Source organism: Paenibacillus lycopersici (genome assembly GCF_010119935.1).
Taxonomy (GTDB): domain Bacteria; phylum Bacillota; class Bacilli; order Paenibacillales; family Paenibacillaceae; genus Paenibacillus_Z; species Paenibacillus_Z lycopersici.
In genome coordinates, this window is sequence record NZ_CP048209.1 from 2,327,409 (window position 1) to 2,344,587 (window position 17,179).

A 17,179-nucleotide genomic window follows, 5' to 3' on the forward strand; every position below is an offset into this window, starting at 1 on the left:
TCCATTCGGACCTCCCGGCTTTTTTGCCATGCCAAAATCATTTTGCCATTCATGGATAATGCTAGTCGATCAGGAAAACAATAAGCCAAGCGATTTCCTTCAACATCAAGTGAAGAGAGGCGAGCAAGGATGGCAAACCCTAAAGACCCGCAGCAGCCCCGCGACGAATCGCGCAGGCAGTTTCTGAAGTACTCGGGCACCGCGATCGGCGGCGTCGTTGTCGGCGGCGTGATCGGCGGCCTGATCGGCGCAAACGCGAAGTCGACCAAGAAGGAAGAAGCTCCGGCGCAGCCCGATACCGGCAAGCCGGCCCAGTCGGCCAACCGGGATTACAATCAGGCGCTCATGTTTTTCAACCAGGACCAGTTCCTGACCGCGGAAGCGGCGGCGGAGCGGATTTATCCGAAGGACGATTCCGGTCCAGGCGCGAAGGAGCTCGGCGTCGCCTTCTTCATCGACCATCAGATGGCGAGCGCTTACGGGATGAACGCGCGCGAGTACATGAGCCCGCCTTTCTATAAATCGGAGACGACGCAGGGCTATCAGCTGTCGTTCAAACGCCGGGAGTTGATCGCGCTCGGACTGGACGCGGTGAACCAGTACAGCACCGAGAAGCATCAGAAGGCGTTCCCGGATTTGACGCCGGAGGAGCAGGATCAGGTGCTCGGCGACTTCGAGAAGGACGTCGTCCAGATCAAAGGCGTGCCGGCATCGACGTTTTTCTCGTTCTTCCTGAACCTGACGATCGAGGGGGTCTACGCGGACCCGCTCTACGGCGGCAACAAGAACATGGACGGCTGGCGGATGCGCAATTACCCCGGCAACCAGATGAGCTACACCGACAATATCGAGAAAGAAGATTTTGTGAAAATGGAACCGTTAAGCCTGAGCGATCATCTCGAAATCGGCTAAAGGCAAAGGAGAGAGCAGAGCATGGCAACGAAACTTCCCAAAGTGCCGATCGTTATCGTCGGCATGGGCTGGGTAGGCGGCATTATCGCCGCGGAGCTGACGAAGGCCGGCCATTCCGTCGTCGGCCTGGAGCGTGGCAAGAGCCGGAACACGCAGGATTATTACCACGTGCACGACGAACTGCGGTATGCATCCCGCTACGAATTGATGCAGGACTTGTCGAAGGAAACAGTGACGTTCCGTAATACGTCCAAGCAGCGGGCGCTGCCGATGCGCAGCTACGGCTCGTTCCTCCTGGGGGACGGGCTCGGCGGCGCGGGCGTGCACTGGAACGGGCAATATTACCGCTTCCTGCCGTATGATTTCGAAATTCGCAGCAAGACGATCGAGCGCTACGGCGCCAACAAAATCCCCGACGGCATGACGATCCGCGACTGGGGCATTACCTATGACCAGCTGGAGCCGTATTACGTCAAATTCGAGCAAATGGCCGGCATCGGCGGCGAGCCGACGACGCCGGCGAACGTCGGCGCGATGTCCAAAGCGTTCCCGGTCGGCCCGATGAAGAAGACGCCGGCCATGAAGCTGTTCGAGGACTCGGCCAAGAAGCTCGGCTACCATCCGTACATCATTCCGTCGGCCAACTTGACCGAAGTGTACAAGAACCCCGACGGCATCGAGCGGGCGCCGTGCCAATACTGCGGCTACTGCGAGCGGTTCGGCTGCGAGTACGGGGCGAAGTCCGATCCCGTCGTGACCGTGCTGCCGGTCGCCCAGCAATCGGGCAAGCTGGATTTGCGCACCCATTCGAACGTCACGGAAATCCTGCATGACGGGAAACGGGCTACGGGCGTGCGCTACATCAACACGCCGACGGGCGAAGAATACATCCAGCCCGCGGATGTCGTCATCCTGTCCAGCTACCTGTTCTCGAACGTCAGGCTGCTGCTGCTCTCCAAGCTTGGCACGCCGTACGATCCGAACACCGATACGGGATCGGTCGGACGCAACTATGCCTACCAAGTGAACGGCGCCAGCACCAACGTCGTGTACGAGGACCGCGAATTCAATATGGCGATGGGCGCCGGCGCGCTCGGCAGCAGCTTTGACGATTTCAACGGCGACAATTTCGATCATGCCGACCTGAAATTCCTTCACGGCGCGAACATCCGGTTCACGCAGACGGGGCTCCGGCCGATCCAATTCCAGCCGGCGCCGGCGGGCACGCCGAAATGGGGCGCCGAGTTCAAGAAGCAGACGCTCCATTATGCGAACCGGACGCTGACGGTCGCCGCGCAAGGCTCCAGCATGCCATGGCGCCATCACTACCTGGATTTGGATCCGGAATACAAGGACGCGCTCGGACTGCCGCTTATTCGGCTGACGTTCGATTTCGAGGATCAGGATCGCGAGCTGGTCAAGTACATCGCCGCTCGGACGAAGGAAATCGCCGACGGCATGGGCGGCACGAAGACGGAAATGCACGATTCAATCAAGCAGTACAATATCGTGCCGTACCAATCGACCCATAACACGGGCGGTACGATCATGGGCAGCGATCCGAAGACGTCCGTCGTGAATAACTATTTGCAAATGTGGGACGCGGAGAACGTCTTCATCTGCGGCGCCTCCACCTTCTCGCACAATAGCGGCTTCAACCCGACCGCGACGGTCGGCGCGATGGCATATCGGGCAGCGGACGGCATTGCCAAGTATCTCGCGAAGCCTGGACCGCTCGCATGAGCGGCGGGGAGGGCGGCAAGCTTTCCCTCGACCGCGACTTGATCGCGCATTTGACCGAGCTGCGCAAGCGGCTGATCTTCGCGTCTATCTGGTTCGTCCTCTCGCTAGCCGCAGGTCTCTACGTCTCGCCGCGCATGCTGCATTTCGTGAAGACGCATCTCGGCTCCGTGCGCGTGGAATGGAGCGTGTTCGCGCTGTCGGACGGCATTGCCGTCTACATGAAATGCGCGCTGATGATCGGCTTGCTGCTGTCGCTCCCGGTGTTCATGTACCAGATCTGGGCGTTCGCAAGGCCCGGCATGACGGAAGCGGAAGCGAGAAGCACGCTCTTCTACGTGCCGCTGTCGTTCGTGCTGTTCTTGGCGGGCGTGCTGTTCGGCTATACCGTGGCGCTGCCGATGATGATCTCGTTCATGATCAAGCTCAACCATTCGATCGGCGCGCATGAGGTTTACGGCATTCAGCATTACGTGTCGTTCCTCGTGAGCTTCCTGCTGCCGATGGGGTTGGCGTTCGAAATGCCGCTCGTCATGCTGCTGCTGGCGCGCGTCGGGCTGCTGTCGCCGGGCAATCTGAAGCAGGCGCGCAAATTCGCGTACGTCGGACTCGCCGTTCTGGGCTCGCTGATCTCGCCGCCGGATTTCGTCTCGCATCTGTCGGTTACCGTTCCGCTCATTCTGCTGTTCGAGATCAGCGCATGGATCAGCATGCGATACATGAGAAGAAAGTCGAAGCCATCCCTGGAACCGGCGCTTCCTTGACGGAAACGCCGATTCCGCCATCTTATCCGAAGGAGGAGACCGTATGTTCAACAATGTCGGCATTTCCGGCTTGATCATTATATTGGCCATCGCGCTGATCGTATTCGGGCCGGCGAAGCTGCCGCAGCTCGGCCGCGCGTTCGGAGACACGCTGCGTGAATTCCGCAACTCGACGAAGGGCATCATAATCGACGATGCGATCGAAGAGAAGCAGCCCGTCAAGGAATTGGAAGAAGTCAAATAAGGAGTGTTCACCATGAACAATCGGCTACGCAAAGGCCTGCTGACGGCCGTTCTGTGCTGCGCTGCCGCGCTTGCGCTAAGCGGCTGCGGCGGCAACAACAACGCGAACAAGAACAATACGGGTACGAACAACGGCAATACAGGTACGAACAACAGCGCCAACACCGGCGCAAGCTCCGGCGGCGAACAGACGATTACGGTCAAGGCGAGCAATTTCAAGTTCGATCAGCCCGAAATCCATGTGAAGCAAGGCGACAAAGTGACGATCAAGCTGCAGAACGACCAAGGCATGCACGGTTTCGCGATCGACGATTACAACGTGGACATCAAGGAAAGCGGCGGAACCGCCAGCTTTACGGCGGATAAGGCGGGCGAGCACCCGTTCCACTGCTCGATCGTGTGCGGAGCGGGCCATGCGAACATGGTCGGCAAACTGATCGTCGACTGATCGTCGGCAGACCTGCAGCCAAGAAGGAACAGCTTGTAGCGAATGGCCCTTAACTAAAGGCCCTTAACTAAAGGCCCTTAACTAAAGGCCCTTAGCGAAAGGCCCTTAACGAATGGCCCCACACCGAAAGGTCCTTAACGAATGGGCTCATCAACGAATGGGCTCATCAACGAATGTTTGCTCTTTCACTCGCATGCACACTTAGGAATAAGCCCTGTTTCCGCGGCGTTCGACCGCTCCGGGAACAGGGCTTTGTCGCGTATGCGGGGGGTCTGGCGCCGGGTTTGACAGAATGCCCTTCCGATGGTAATGTTTGATGCAATTAGGAGAGGAGTCGTTGCTCATGAGAACGATCGTTTCCGTCGAGGCATTCCGGCCGGAACAAATCGCGGCGCTTCGGACGGCGCTGCCGGAATTGGCTTTCATCGACGCATCGGCGCTCGATACGGAGACAGCCAGGGCGCATTTGAAAACCGCCGAAGTCATTATCGGCTGGAACCGCGACGTGAAGAAGACGCTGTTCGAGGCGGACATCGCCCTGAAATGGCTGCAGACGATCAATGCCGGCGTCGATTCGATCCCGCTCGAGCGCCTTTCGGCACAAGGCGCTGTCTTGACGAACGCGTCGGGCGTGCATCCATATCAAATATCCGAATCGGTGTTTGCCATGCTGCTGTCGCTGACGCGCGGCGTGCATCGCGCCATTCGCAATCAGTCGGCGGGGAAATGGCAGCCTTCGCCCATGCTCGGAGAAGCTCACGGGCGCACGATCGCCATCGTCGGCGCCGGCGCGATCGGCGGCGAGATCGCCGTCCTTGCGAAAGCGTTCCGCATGCGCGTGCTCGGCATTCGCAGATCCGGCGCGGACGCCGAGAACGTGGATGAAATGGCGGGGTTGGATAAACTGAACGAAATTCTGGCGCGGAGCGATTATGTCGTCAATTGCCTGCCGCTGACAAGCGAAACGAGGCTGTTGTTCGGCAAAGCCCAATTCGAAGCGATGAAACCGACCGCGTTCTACATCAACATCGGCCGGGGAGCCACGACGGATACGGCTGCGCTGATCGGCGCTTTGCGGAGCGGCGGCATTGCCGGCGCCGGCTTGGACGTGTTCGAGCAGGAGCCGCTGCCGGAGAACCATCCGCTCTGGGAGCTGGACAACGTCGTGCTGACGCCGCATGAAGCAGGCAATACGGAGCATTACATGGATCGCGCCATGGAGATCGTGCTCGATAATCTGGCGCACTATCGCGCGCACGGCGTACCGGGCCGCAATCTGGTCGACCTGAACGCGCAGTATTGACGTCGCCTTGGCGGCACGAGACGAATGAGGACCGCGCCCCTGCTGGTAAATCCTTGGCAGGGTGTACGGTCTTTTTATTTTCTGCTATCCTTTTTAAATGGAGCGCTAATTCTATAACCCATTATTGAACGCACGCATTTATCATTTATAGAACGCGAACATCTAAAATTTTTATAAAAAAAGTTCATATGCCGTGCAACTTTCGAGACGCGTTATCCGTCTGTTAAGTTGCAAGAGGGGGGGACCACCGTGGTGGTAGAGCCAGGCCTGATCAAAGCCGCGCAATCCGGCGATGGCGAAGCTCTTATTGCTCTTTTGCGCCAAATTGAGAATCATGTGTACCGCACCGCATACTATATCGTCAACAACGAGCAGGATGCGATGGATGCCGCTCAGGAGGCCCTGATTCGCATTTATACCAAAATCGGCACGTACGAGGAGAAGGCGCAGTTCAAAACCTGGGTTCAGCGGATCGTCACGAATATCTGCATCGACAAGTTCAGGCGGAACAAGCCGACCGTGTCCATCGACGAGCATGAGATGGTTTTTCAGGACCGCCATTCCGTCGAAGAGGATGTGATGTCGTCCTATACGGCGCAGGATATCCGCCAAGCGATCGACAAGCTTCCCGAACATCATCGGGCCGTCGTCGTACTCAGGTACTTGCAGGACTTCTCGTACAATGAAATCGCGGATTCGCTCGATTTGCCGCTCAATACGGTGAAATCATACTTATTCCGGGCAAGACAGCAGCTGCAAACCTACCTGCACGACTACCAGAGAGGAGGTGTCCGAGGATGAATTGTCAAGAGGTGATGGACTATATGCAACGGCAGCTTGACGGCGACCTGGATGAACGGGAAACCGAAATCTTGATGAATCATACGCGGCATTGCTCCGACTGCGCAGCCATGTTCGAGCGGCTGAAGCTGCTTTCTGCGGGTCTTGAAAATTTGCCTAAAGTCGTGCCAAGCTACAGCCTGGTCGATGCGATATTACCCAAGCTGGCCGAGCTTCAACCATCCGCTCCCGAACCGTCGTCGCCGCTGCCGAATATCGTGATCGGCGGGGTTGAACCGGCGGCTCCGCGGCGGCCGAAGAAGACCGCGGGCGGCTGGCGGCGCTGGCTTCCGATGACGGCAGGCGGCGGCGTCGTGGCAGCCGGCGTGCTGCTCGGCATGTTCTACTTGAGCAATCAAGGCGCGCATACGGTGCGGGACAGCGGCAATAGCACCGCCAGCATGACGGCGGATGCCAGCAGCAACGCGGCGAACGACAGCGCTTCGACTTCGATCATGTCGAACAGCGGCTCTACGGAATCGACGGGCACGGCTCCCGCCAGCTCGGACGATAAAGCCTACAGCGATGTCACGACGAAGAGCGCGGCGAACGGTTCGGCGAAGAGCGATCAGCTGGCGAAAGGCTTGGCTTCCGTCGATCCGAACGGCGAGCCGATGCCGCCGATTACGGGCAGCGAGCAGGACCAGGCGGATGTCGCTCCCGAGGCGTTCTCCCCGAATCAATCGCTCGTCGTCAATCAGGGGAACGATGCGGCCGCTAAGAACGGCGGAGCCCAAGGGGACAGCGGCAAGGCATCGGACAGCGCGGACGACGGCGCAGCTTCGAACAGCGCGAACCCGCCGGCGTCGGATGCGAATTCTTCCGGCGGCGCCAACGCCGGTTCTGCTGCCGGTAAGCCTGCCGACAGCGGCGGCGGAAACCAGCCGAACGGGCTTAGCGCCGCGAACGACAACAGGAAAGATTTCGCGAGCGCGAGCGCGAACGCGGTCATGGCGTCGCCGATTTCGCCGAATAAGGCCTACCAAGCGTTCATCGTCGACGATGCGGTCAGCATCTATACGGTCAGCGACAGCCTGCCTGTTTTCCTTGGAGAGAAGCGAAGCGGCATATCCGACCTGAAATGGTCGGAAGACAGCAAGCAGCTGACCTATACCGCGGTACAGGCCGACGGCTCCAAAGTGACGTATGTCGTCGATCCGCAAGCCGGGACGGAACATACGCAATCTAGCAAATAATGAAGCTGCCCATGCACACATGACGTGATGTTCGCGTATGGTGTAGGGAAGAGAAGTCATGGGACGATCGAGCGGGGCTTGTCGTCGTATGACCATTCGCAGCCGGTACCATGGGCCGCTGCTTGCGAATGTTTATATAGATGTTCGGGGACGAAGGGATGGGCGTTTGCTGCCGCATCCCTTTGTTGCGTTTTCGGCGGAATGGCGCTATCGTTAGAATGACTGTTTAACGTATGCTTTTGGAAGCGAGTTTTGCTGATCTTGCCGGAGTGCCGGCTGCAAGTTCGCTCGCATAATATATAGGGGGACGAGCGGATGGAACTGAAGGATGCCGCGAAGGAATGGAAAGCGGGGACGTTTCGCCCCGTCTACGTGCTGTACGGGAAAGACCGGTACCGGATGCGGCAGTTCGTCGAAGCGCTGACGGACAAGCTGCTGCCGGAGGATGAACGGGAGCTCGGCATCGTGAAGTACGACACGTCGGAGACGCCGGTCGAGGAGGCGGTCGCCGAGGCCGATACGATGCCGTTCTTCGCATCGCGCAAGCTCGTGCTCATTCGGGACGTGTCCGTGCTTGCCGCGGCGCAGGGCAAGGAGGGCAAGCTGGAGCATAGCACCGAAACGCTGATCGCCTACTTGAAGCAGCCTTGCGAGAGCAGTGTCGTCGTGTTTCAAGTGATGGCGGAGAAGCTCGATGAACGACGCAAAGTCGTGAAGCTGCTGAAGGAGCAGAACGCGCTGCTCGCGTTCCAGGAGCTGCAGGAGCAGGAGCTGCGAGAGTGGACGGTCAAGCGGGCGGAAGAGCAAGCCAGATCCATGAGCCGCGAGGCCGCGCAGCTCTTGCTTGCCCGGACGGGCTCGAACATGCAGCAGCTTGCGCACGAGGTGGACAAGCTATGTCTGCATGCGGGCAGCGGCGGGCAGATTACCGCCGAGGATGTCGAAATGCTGATCGCGTCGACCGTGGAGGAAGACGTATTCGCGCTGATCGACGCGATGGCTTCGCTGAACGTGGAGAAGGCGCTGCGGCTGTACGCGGAGCTGCTGCTGCGCCGGGAGGAGCCGATCAAGATCGCCGCGCTCATCGCCCGGCAGTTCCGGATCATGCTGCAGGTGAAAGAGCTTGAGCAGCATAACTATTCGCCGCAGCAGATGGCCGGCCAATTGGGGCTTCATCCGTACGCCGTGAAATTAGCCGCGGAGAAGGCAAGGCGGTTCACGCCCCAAACGCTCGGACGGCATCTGAGCAAGCTGGCGGAGCTGGATTACGGCATGAAGACGGGCCGCGTGGACAAGACGCTGGGGCTGGAGCTGTTTCTGCTGTCGCTGGCGGCGTAGGCGCCGCTGCCGGTGCGCTCCGCGCCGCAGGCCGTGCCCCTTGCGGCGCCGCAAGGAGCGCGAACCCTTCGCGGCGCAGCGTGCCCATTGCGGCACGGCCTAGCGGCTGCCGAGGAGCTGCTGTAGAGCGAAGCCCGAAGCCGAGGCATGCGAGGCCGTGTGCGGAAGCTGCCATGCGGGGCGATGCCCTCTACGACCGTGGACCGGGGGCTGCCGAGCAGCGGAGTCGAAGTATGCGAGGCCGTGTGCGGAAGCTGCTGTGCGGGCAATGCCCCCGCGACCGGGGACCGAGGGCTGTCGAGCAGCGAAGCCGAAGTATGCGAGGCCGTGTGCGGAAGCTGCCATGCGGGCAATGCCCCCGCGACCGGGGACCGGGGGCTGCCGAGCAGCGAAGCCGAAGTATGCGAGGCCGTGTGCGGAAGCTGCCATGCGGGCCATCCCCCCGCGACCGGGGACCGGGGGCTGCCGAGCAGCGAAGCCTCGGCCCTCGATTCGATTCCACGCCTGCGATATCGTCGCTAATGAATCGAGGCGGCGCTATTCGCTCCCATTGCCTTACTTCTGTGGTGTAACGAACTTCAGCGTCGTTAGTTGGCCGTTTCGAGCGGCCTACAAGCCATTTTCACCGAGATAAGGCGTCTCTGATTCGTAAGCGAGCTGCAGGCGTTCAAATGCCCACGTTTAAGGTGTGTACGATTCGTAAGAGCGAGCAGAGCGGGCACTCCCAAGGCGGGGCATACGGCGTATTGGGCGCATACGGCACATACGCAGCGGACAATGCCCCCGCGACCGGGGACCGAGGGCTGCCGAGCAGCGAAGCCTCGGTCCTCGATTCGATTCCACGCCTGCGATATCGTCGCTAATGAATCGAGGCGGCGCTATTCGCTCCCATTGCCTTACTTCTGCGCTGAAACGAACTTCAGCGTCGTTAGTTGACCGTTTCGAGCGGCCTACAAGCCATTTTCACCGAGATAAGGCGTCTCTGATTCGTAAGCGAGCTGCAGGCGTTCAAATGACCCGTTTAAGGCGTGTACGATTCGTAAGAACGAGCAGAGCGGGCACTCCCAAGGCGGCGCATACGGCGTATAGGGCGCATACGGCACATACGCAGCGGACAATGCCACCCGCGACCGAGGACCGGGGGCTGCCGAGCAGCGAAGCCTTGGTCATCGATTCCACGCTTACGATAGCGCCGCACAAGGTGGTGCATCGCAGAAAACCGCAGAAAACATAAAAAGTCCTGCTCCTTCGCCAAGGCGAAAGGCAGGACTTTCATTTCGTTTGATTAGGCTTGTGCGCTCAGTGCGTTCAGCTTCTTAGCCAGACGCGACTTTTTGCGAGCAGCTGCATTTTTATGGATCAGGCCTTTAGTAACAGCTTTGTCCAGCTTCTTCGTTGCAGTGATCAGAGCAGCTTTAGCGGCTTCGACATCAGTAGCAACAACAGCTTGGTCAGCAGCTTTAACGGCCGTGCGGAGCGCGGATTTCTGAGAAGCGTTCAAAGCGCGGCGTTTCTCGATTGTTTTCACGCGTTTTACTGCGGATTTAATGTTTGGCATTGCATTCACCTCCTGTAAGAAAGGGAAAACCCTTTGTAACAAACACAACTTGACATAGTTTATCATGGGCAAGGACAAAATGCAATAGCATCCGGCGCTTCGATGTTGTTCGTCTGTGATAATGTCACCCTGTAACTGTTCTGAGATAATGTCACTATGAGACAGGAGACCATGACATTGACGAACACAGAGCTGAAGAAGGTATTGGTTGTGGAGAAAGTGTTGGATGGACACATGACGAATGAGGAAGGAGCTGCCCTGCTGGGGCTTTCGGTTAGACAGGTTCAACGTCTGAAAAAACGTTATCAAGTCGGAAACGCTGGGGGGATCGCTCACGGCAATCGCGGACGTAAGCCCGTTCATGCCTTGTCCGCGGAAATCAAGGATCGAGTCGCGGAACTTTACACACAAAAGTATCAAGGCAGCAACAGCTGTCACTTTGCCGAACTGCTTGCTGAGCATGAGGGGATTGAACTAAGCGGCGTCAGCACACGTCGCATTCTCCTCACCAAGGGTTTGAAATCGGCGAAACAGCGTAGACGTTCGAAGGTGCACCAGCCCCGTAAACGTCGCTCCCAAGTCGGTATGCTTTGGCAGATCGACGCAACTCCGTATGCTTGGCTCGAGGATCGTGCCCCTGTCTTTGCCCTTCACGCCGCCATCGACGACGCTACCGGCATCGTGACAGGCGCCGTATTCATGCCCACTGAATGCCGCGAAGGGTATTCGCTTGTGATGATGCAGGGAATCAAGAAACAAGGCATCCCACTCGGACTCTACAGCGATCGCCACACCATCTTCCGTTCGCCGAACGAGAAACTTACCTTGGAGCAGCAGCTTGCTGGCATGACCAAGCCCCTCTCGCACTTTGGCAAGGCTATGCATGAATTGGGCATCGAACACATCAAGGCCGTCACGCCGCAAGCCAAGGGCCGCATTGAGCGCCTCTGGGTGACGCTGCAGGACCGCCTCGTCATTGAGCTGCGATTGCTCGGTGTATCGACCATCGAGGAGGCCAATAAGGCACTCCCCAAGCTTATCGCCAAGCACAACAAGCAGTTTGCCGTAGCCCCCGTATCTGCCGACTCCGCTTACCGCAAGCTTGGCAAGGACGTACGCTTAGAGCATGTATTCACGACACGTGAACATCGTAAGCTGGGTACGGGCCGAACGCTTTCGTACGGCGGGAGGATTTACACCTTCGCCAAGGCGGTACCGGGACACTGGGATGCCAAATCCGTTGTCGAGGTCCGAGAGACACTTAGCGGGGCCTTGCTGATCTGGCACAACGGAGAGGCCTTAATGCTGAAGGAGACCACGAAAGCGGTCCGACAGGCGGAGAAGAAGCCCAATAAAAAAGCGGGTATTGCGCAGCCACGCAAACCCGCCGCTGACCATCCTTGGAAAAGGACGTATCAGGTACACCAAAAACAGATTCAGAATACCACAATGCAAGGCCGAAACCAAGCCACCTGACGGTGGCTTTAAACTCAACGGGGGTGACATTTTCACAGAACAGTTAGGGTGACATTCTCTCAGACAATTGACATAGCATCCGGCGCTTCGATTCCGCTTATATTCTGCGTTCGTCTCCGCCAAGCATCGCATAATTCGCGTTCGGCTTCCGCAAACTAATGTCATTCGAAGATGGAAGGAGCGCCCTTATTCTATGAGTGACCTGGATCTGCAGCGGTTTAACGTCGGCATCGACCTGGCGCTGGAAGCGAAGGAACTGGCGGAATCCGGCGGAAACGGCCCGGTGCCCGGGGTATTGTCCGAGGTGACGGACGACGACGGCATCAAGATAACCCGTCTGGATATTACGACCGAAGAAGGCTCGCGCATTATGGGGAAAATGATCGGCCATTACGTCACGTTCGAGGTGCCGGAGCTGCGCAAGCAGGATACCGGCCTGCAGGATCGCGTCGCCACGAAGCTCGCGCAGGAATTCGCCGGCTTCCTGGAGCGGATCGGCGTCGGCAAAGCCGCCAACGTACTGATCGTCGGCCTTGGCAACTGGAACGTCACGCCGGACGCGCTCGGCCCGATCGTGGTCGAGAACACGCTCGTGACGCGGCATTTCTTCGAGCTGATGCCGAATGAAGTGGCGCCGGGCTACCGGAACGTCAGCGCGATCGCGCCCGGCGTGCTCGGCATTACCGGCATCGAGTCGAGCGATATCGTGCAGGGGATCGTCGACCGATCCAAGCCGGATCTCATTATCGCCATCGACGCGCTTGCATCGAAAGCGCTGGAACGGGTGAACACGACGATCCAGATCGCCGATACCGGCATCCATCCCGGTTCCGGCATCGGCAACAAGCGGCGCGGGCTGACGAAGGACATTCTCGGCGTGCCCGTCGTCGCGATCGGCGTGCCGACGGTGCTGTACGCGTCCACGATCGTCAGCAACAGCATCGACCTGCTGCGGGAGCATCTGATGCGGCATGCGGGGCAGGCCGACGGGTTCATGGGGCTGCTGGATTCCATTGACGAGAACGAGCGTCTGCAGCTCGTCCGCGAGGCGCTCGGGCCGCTTGGCCACGACCTGCTCGTGACGCCGAAGGAAATCGACCAGTTCATCGAGGACATCGCCAACATCGTCGCCAGCGGGCTGAACGCCGCGCTTCACGAAGCGGTCGACAAGACCAACGTCGCCGCTTATACGCACTGATCCTGCCGCGCAGCTCGGCCGGCAGATCGGCAGCCGGCGGTTCGCCGGCCTGCGCAAGTCCCCGCCTCTTATGGGCGGGGGCTTTTTTGTCATGTCCGCTCCCGTCAAGATAACGGACCGCGAATCTATAAATCTCTTATCTCGCATCTGTCAGCGAGGCAGGCATTCTAGCGTTCTATTAAACTTTCGGTTCTAGCAAACGGCTTGTCTTCATATGATGGAATCAAGCCTGGTTCAGGCAAGCAAATCAATCGAGGAACTGGGAGGAACAACGCGAATGAAACGAATCATAATGACGCTCAACCTCGGCAAAAGCAGCCTGCGGCTCAGGCGGCTGCTCGTTGCCGGACGCACCTTCGCCCTGCTGTCATTAGGATCGATGGTCCTTGTTCTTGTCGTCGGCATCGGCATGATCGTGCAGCAGAAAGCCTCAACGTCGCCGGTGTCTTCCATGAAAGGCTTCGCGGCCTCTGTCGGAAACGGATTGTTTGCGGACATGCTCGCCATGGAAATGCCGGGAACGGCCAAGCCCGACGAGCCATCGTCGATTTCCGGCCATCGAATCGGCAGTTTCCTCGTTCGTCTGTTGACGGACATTAACCCTGACGATCCCAAAAGTCTGCTGGCCAGCCAGTATCCGGGACTGGACAGCGATAAAGCGACGCTGCTGCAAGGCGGAACGGGCGAAGGCGCCGCGGTCGAGCCCGAGGATCATGAATCGATTCCGGACAACGGCGGCAACGATGCGGATACGACGGACGGCTTGTCCGACGCCGACCGCCCCGATCACGATCCCGGCGACACGGGAAGCGCCGATACGGGAAGCGTTGACAGCGGAAACGATGGCCAATCGTCCGGCGGAAAGTTCGGCGATGCGCCTGGCAATACATCCGGCGATACACCCGGAGAAGCTTCCGGCGGCAAGCCCGGCGACACGGCAGGGACGGACAGCGGCAGCGGCAAGCCCGTGCCCGCCGATCCGGCGAAGCCGACGACGGGAGGGAAGAACGTCGTCTTCATCTACCATTCCCACGCCCGCGAATCGTGGTACCCGGAAGTCAGCAACAAGAAGCTACCGGAATCCCCGACGACGAATATTACGTTGCTCGGCAAGCGTCTGGCCGAGGACTTGGGGAAGGTCGGCATCGGCGCGCTCCATTCGGGGACGGATTATCCGACGGCGATTAAAAACTACAATTGGAACCTATCCTATAAATATTCCAAGCAATCGGTTCTGGCGGCGCTCTCGACGAATAAAGAGCTGAAATTCTTCTTCGACATCCATCGCGACTCGAAGCGCCGCAAGGATACCACGGTCACGATCGACGGCAAGGATTACGCGCAGGTGTTTCTGATCATCGGGCACGCGAACCCGAACTGGGAGAAGAACGAGGCGTTCGCGAGCTCGATCAACGACAAGCTGAACAGCCAATATCCCGGCTTGTCGCACGGCATATGGGCCAAGACGACGGCAAGCGGCAACGGCGAATACAATCAGTCGATCGCGCCGGACAGCGTGCTGATCGAGGTCGGCGGCGTCGACAACACGCTGGCGGAATCGTACCGGACGATCGACGTGCTGGCGAAGGTCATTTCGGATCTGTACTGGCAGGACGAGAAGGTATCGGCTCCGCAAACGAAGACGAAATAATCGTTTGCGGCCGGATGGGATACTAAAGGGGGAAACGGATTATGCGTCGTCATACGTTGAAAACGGCATTCGTCGGGGGAGCGGTCGCTCTGATCGTCCTGTTCGGCATCGATATCGCAACGAGCGGCATTGAACGGATCTACGGTCCGGTCGACGGCGGCGCGTCAGCGAACCAATCGGCGGCTGCGGCGGGCAGCGAAGAGGGATGGGAGAAGAGCGCATCCGGCGCCGTTGGCGCTGAGCGGCTGCCCGAGGACGAAGTCGCTCCGCTGCGGCAGATGACGGTCGCCGACGCGCAGCATGGGCGCACCGAAGAGGAAATTCGGCGCGAATACGAGCGGATGCTGCAGGAAGAGCTCGCGAAGCGGCTTCCGGGGCTGCCGGATACGCGGAGCGAATCGACGGTGAACGAGGTTGCCGACGGCACGGCCGGCGTGCTGCAGTCGATCTCGTCGAAGGGGATCCGCATGGTCGTTTCCTTTTTTGAGAAGGTAACGGATTGATGGCCTTTGCCCAAGCTGGTATAATACAATGATGATTAGCATTTAGGTACCTCTGGGGGTTAAGCATGGCGGACGTACGCGAAAGACAAAAACGAATTAGAAACTTCTCCATCATTGCCCATATCGATCATGGGAAATCGACGCTGGCCGACCGGATTCTCGAATTTACCGGCGCGCTGTCGTCCCGCGAAATGCAGGAGCAAGTGCTTGACCAAATGGACTTGGAACGCGAACGCGGCATTACGATAAAGCTGCAGGCCGTTCGTCTCGGCTACAAAGCCGACGACGGCGAGGAATATATTCTCAATCTGATCGATACGCCGGGACACGTCGACTTTACGTACGAGGTCTCCCGCAGCCTCGCAGCCTGCGAAGGCGCGCTGCTCGTGGTCGATGCGGCTCAGGGCATCGAGGCCCAGACGCTGGCGAACGTGTACCTGGCGCTCGACAACAATCTCGAAATCATTCCGGTGCTGAACAAGATCGACCTGCCGAGCGCAGAGCCGGAACGCGTCAAGCAGGAGATCGAGGACGTCATCGGCCTTGACGCCAGCGACGCGGTGCATGCTTCCGCGAAAGCCGGCATCGGCATCAAGGAAATTCTGGAGCAGGTCGTGACGAAGGTTCCGGCGCCGACCGGCGATCCGGACGAGCCGCTCAAAGCGCTCATTTTCGACTCGCACTATGATCCGTACAAAGGCGTTATCGTCTACGTGCGCGTCATCGACGGCAGCATCAAGGCAGGCAAGAAAATCCGCTTCATGGCGACGGGCGCGGAGTTCGAAGTCATCGAGGTCGGAGCGTTCATGCCGCGCATGGGCATCGTCGGCGAACTGTCCGTCGGCGATGTCGGCTTCGTCGTCGCGGGCATCAAGAACGTGAAGGACACCCGCGTCGGGGATACGATCACGGACGTGAAGAAGCCGGCGCTCGAAGCGCTCCCGGGTTACCGCAAAATCAACCCGATGGTGTTCTGCGGCCTGTATCCGATCGAAACGCAGGATTACAACGATTTGCGCGACGCGCTGGAGAAGCTGGAGCTGAACGACGCTTCGCTTCGCTACGAAGCGGAATCGTCGACGGCGCTCGGCTTCGGCTACCGCTGCGGCTTCCTCGGCCTGCTCCATATGGAGATTATCCAGGAGCGGATCGAGCGCGAATTCAACATTCCGCTGATCACGACGGCGCCGAGCGTTATATACCGCGTCACGCAGACGAACGGCGAAGTGCTCGAGATCGACAATCCGTCCAATTACCCGGAAGTCGGCAAGATCGAATACGTCGAAGAACCGTATGTCAAAGCGGCCATCATCGTGCCGAACGATTTCGTCGGCGCGATCATGGAGCTGTGCCAGGGCAAGCGCGGCGAGTTCGTGAACATGGAGTATCTGGACACGAACCGCGTCACGCTGACGTACGACATGCCGCTGTCGGAGATCGTGTACGACTTCTTCGATCAGTTGAAATCCAGCACGAAAGGCTATGCTTCCTTCGACTACGAGCTCTCGGGCTACCGTCAATCGAAGCTGGTCAAGATGGACATCATGCTCAACAACGAGCAGGTCGACGCCTTGTCCGTCATCGTGCACCGCGACCGCGCCTACAATCGCGGCCGGATCATTTGCGAGAAGCTCAAGGAGCTCATTCCGCGTCAAATGTTCGAGGTGCCCATCCAGGCGTCGATCGGCAATAAAGTCATCGCGCGCGAAACGGTCAAAGCGATGCGCAAGAACGTCCTTGCCAAGTGTTACGGCGGCGACATCAGCCGGAAACGGAAGCTGCTGGACAAGCAGAAGGAAGGCAAGAAGCGCATGAAGCAGGTCGGCAGCGTCGAGGTGCCGCAGGAAGCGTTCATGGCGGTGCTCAAGATAGACGAGGACTAAGAGCCTCCAGATCGGTAAGGGATTCCGCTCGCTGTTGTACCCGGATTTCATGAACAATTTTCAAAGGTTGAAATCCGGTTACAAAGGCGACCACTTCGTTGCTTCATCTCCTTACCGATCTTCCGG

Annotated in this window: 15 protein-coding genes; 14 read left to right on the forward strand and 1 reads right to left on the reverse strand. The window is 58.8% G+C overall.

Annotation, left to right across the window (positions count from 1 at the left end):
- Nucleotides 1-129 precede the first annotated feature (129 nt).
- The 9 genes from GXP70_RS10080 to holA all read left to right on the forward strand — a co-directional run bounded on the left by GXP70_RS10080 (nt 130) and on the right by holA (nt 8,784).
- Nucleotides 130-912 (forward strand): gluconate 2-dehydrogenase subunit 3 family protein, encoded by a 783-nt coding sequence (locus tag GXP70_RS10080; RefSeq protein ID WP_162356327.1) that lies wholly within the window; start codon nt 130-132, stop codon nt 910-912.
- A gap of 21 nt (nt 913-933) precedes the next feature.
- Nucleotides 934-2,655: a GMC family oxidoreductase gene (locus GXP70_RS10085; RefSeq protein WP_162356329.1), complete on the forward strand. Its 1,722-nt coding sequence runs from the start codon at nt 934-936 to the stop codon at nt 2,653-2,655.
- Complete coding sequence (tatC, locus tag GXP70_RS10090) at nt 2,652-3,416, forward strand: twin-arginine translocase subunit TatC (RefSeq protein WP_162356331.1); 765 nt, start codon at nt 2,652-2,654, stop codon at nt 3,414-3,416. Before GXP70_RS10085 ends, tatC begins: the two co-directional genes overlap by 4 nt.
- Nucleotides 3,417-3,459: 43 nt before the next feature.
- Nucleotides 3,460-3,660, forward strand: a complete 201-nt coding sequence (tatA, locus tag GXP70_RS10095; RefSeq protein ID WP_162356333.1) for a twin-arginine translocase TatA/TatE family subunit — start codon at nt 3,460-3,462, stop codon at nt 3,658-3,660.
- A gap of 12 nt (nt 3,661-3,672) precedes the next feature.
- Nucleotides 3,673-4,107: a cupredoxin domain-containing protein gene (locus tag GXP70_RS10100; RefSeq protein ID WP_162356335.1), complete on the forward strand. Its 435-nt coding sequence runs from the start codon at nt 3,673-3,675 to the stop codon at nt 4,105-4,107.
- A 343-nt stretch (nt 4,108-4,450) separates the two neighbouring features.
- Nucleotides 4,451-5,410: a D-2-hydroxyacid dehydrogenase gene (locus GXP70_RS10105; protein ID WP_162356337.1), complete on the forward strand. Its 960-nt coding sequence runs from the start codon at nt 4,451-4,453 to the stop codon at nt 5,408-5,410.
- Nucleotides 5,411-5,662: 252 nt separating this feature from the next.
- A complete protein-coding gene (locus GXP70_RS10110) occupies nt 5,663-6,211 on the forward strand; it encodes an RNA polymerase sigma factor (RefSeq protein ID WP_162360402.1) in 549 nt (182 codons plus the stop codon).
- The gene (locus GXP70_RS10115; RefSeq protein WP_162356338.1) at nt 6,208-7,446 is read left to right on the forward strand and encodes an anti-sigma factor family protein; all 1,239 of its coding nucleotides are present in this window, start codon (nt 6,208-6,210) and stop codon (nt 7,444-7,446) included. Before GXP70_RS10110 ends, GXP70_RS10115 begins: the two co-directional genes overlap by 4 nt.
- A gap of 315 nt (nt 7,447-7,761) precedes the next feature.
- Nucleotides 7,762-8,784 carry a DNA polymerase III subunit delta gene (gene holA / locus GXP70_RS10120; RefSeq protein ID WP_162356340.1) on the forward strand — a complete coding sequence of 341 codons (1,023 nt, stop codon included), beginning with the start codon at nt 7,762-7,764 and terminating at the stop codon, nt 8,782-8,784.
- Nucleotides 8,785-10,069: 1,285 nt separating this feature from the next.
- On the opposite strand, the gene rpsT is transcribed toward holA, so the two are convergent.
- Nucleotides 10,070-10,342: a 30S ribosomal protein S20 gene (rpsT, locus tag GXP70_RS10125; RefSeq protein ID WP_162356341.1), complete on the reverse strand. Its 273-nt coding sequence runs from the start codon at nt 10,340-10,342 to the stop codon at nt 10,070-10,072.
- 177 nt (nt 10,343-10,519) lie between these two features.
- Here rpsT and GXP70_RS10130 point away from each other — a divergent pair, with 177 nt between their 5' ends.
- The 5 genes from GXP70_RS10130 to lepA all read left to right on the forward strand — a co-directional run bounded on the left by GXP70_RS10130 (nt 10,520) and on the right by lepA (nt 17,053).
- On the forward strand, nt 10,520-11,818 hold the full coding sequence (locus tag GXP70_RS10130; protein WP_162360403.1) for an ISNCY family transposase: 1,299 nt from the start codon (nt 10,520-10,522) through the stop codon (nt 11,816-11,818).
- A gap of 193 nt (nt 11,819-12,011) precedes the next feature.
- The gene (gene gpr, locus GXP70_RS10135; protein WP_162356343.1) at nt 12,012-13,016 is read left to right on the forward strand and encodes a GPR endopeptidase; all 1,005 of its coding nucleotides are present in this window, start codon (nt 12,012-12,014) and stop codon (nt 13,014-13,016) included.
- A gap of 277 nt (nt 13,017-13,293) precedes the next feature.
- Nucleotides 13,294-14,667 (forward strand): stage II sporulation protein P, encoded by a 1,374-nt coding sequence (gene spoIIP, locus GXP70_RS10140; protein WP_162356345.1) that lies wholly within the window; start codon nt 13,294-13,296, stop codon nt 14,665-14,667.
- Nucleotides 14,668-14,708: 41 nt separating this feature from the next.
- Entirely contained in the window at nt 14,709-15,170 is a 462-nt protein-coding gene (locus GXP70_RS10145; RefSeq protein WP_162356347.1) for a hypothetical protein, read from the forward strand.
- Between the two features lie 65 nt (nt 15,171-15,235).
- Nucleotides 15,236-17,053: a translation elongation factor 4 gene (gene lepA / locus GXP70_RS10150; RefSeq protein WP_162356349.1), complete on the forward strand. Its 1,818-nt coding sequence runs from the start codon at nt 15,236-15,238 to the stop codon at nt 17,051-17,053.
- Nucleotides 17,054-17,179: the final 126 nt, after the last annotated feature.